General features: G+C 54.6%; 2 rRNA genes. Both read left to right on the forward strand.

Features of this window, described 5'->3' with window-relative positions:
• Positions 1 to 81: ribosomal RNA gene (locus M5J20_RS11300) — 16S ribosomal RNA — on the forward strand; the annotation flags it as partial.
• Between the two features lie 410 nt (positions 82 to 491).
• Positions 492 to 1,356: ribosomal RNA gene (locus M5J20_RS11305) — 23S ribosomal RNA — on the forward strand; the annotation flags it as partial.

Consider the following 1,356-nt stretch of genomic DNA (forward strand, 5'->3'; position numbering starts at 1 on the left):
CTGTCGAAGGTGGGATCGGCGATTGGGACGAAGTCGTAACAAGGTAGCCGTACCGGAAGGTGCGGCTGGATCACCTCCTTTCTAAGGAGCTTTTATTTGAGCCCACGGTTGTGGGTGTCACACCGGTTGGTGTGTGGTGGTTGATGGTGCCGAGTGTGTACCTGCCACTGTTTTGAAACGAAAATGTCCGGGTGGATGCGCACCCGCGGGTAAAAGGTCCCGCGCAAGGGTGTCCGCAGGAACATGAACCAAGATCCGCAAACGATTGTGTTGGCATGCTGTTGGGTGTCTGGGACAGCACCGTTGGTGGTTGTTTCCTTTGTGGCCTGCTGTGTACTGGTGGACGGTGTGTTTGCTGGTGTGTGGTGGGTGTGGTGTGTGAGAACTGGAGAGTGGACGCGAGCATCTAATGCCGCAGGTGCATCATCGTTGTGTGGTGGTGTGGTTGTGGTGTTTTTTCTTTCTTTTTTGTAAGTGTGTTTTTAGTATGTTTTTTGTTGTTCAAGGGCGTACGGTGGATGCCTTGGCATGCTGGGCCGATGAAGGACGTGTGAGGCTGCGTTATGCCTCGGGGAGTTGCCAACTAAGCGTTGATCCGAGGATGTCCGAATGGGGAAACCCAACACCAGTTGTGTGGTGTTACCCGCAGGTGAATGCATAGCTTGTGTGGGGGTTGACGCGGGGAAGTGAAACATCTCAGTACCCGTAGGAGAAGAAAACAATTGTGATTCCGTGTGTAGTGGCGAGCGATAGCGGATGAGGCTAAACCGCGTGCGTGTGATACCTGGCAGGGGTTGCGTGCGTGGGGTTGTGGGGTGCGACAATGCATGGTCTGCCAACTGTGCCGGCATTTATGCGTGTGTAAGCGGAAGCGCCTGGGATGGTGTACCGGAGTGGGTGATGAGTCCCGTACGTGAATGTGCATGTGTGTGTTGTGTCGTTTTGCCCCGAGTAGCAGCGGGCTCGTGGAATCTGCTGTGAATCTGCCGGGACCACCCGGTAAGCCTAAATACTCAGTGTGACCGATAGTGGATAGTACCGTGAGGGAATGGTGAAAAGTACCCCGGGAGGGGAGTGAAAGAGTTCCTGAAACCGTGCGCTTACAATCCGTCAGAGCACCTCTTGTGGTGTGATGGCGTGCCTTTTGAAGAATGAGCCTGCGAGTCAGCGGCATGTCGCGAGGTTAACCCGGTTGGTGGGGTAGTCGTAGCGAAAGCGAATCCGAAATGGGTGTTTTAGTGGCATGTCCTGGACCCGAAGCGGGGTGATCTACCCATGGCCAGTGTGAAGCAGCTGTAAGAGGTTGTGGAGGCGCGAACCCACTTAGGTTGAAAACTGAGGGGATGAGTTGTGGGT

Source organism: Corynebacterium stercoris (assembly GCF_024160105.1).
In the GTDB taxonomy this organism is placed as follows: Bacteria; Actinomycetota; Actinomycetes; order Mycobacteriales; family Mycobacteriaceae; genus Corynebacterium; species Corynebacterium stercoris.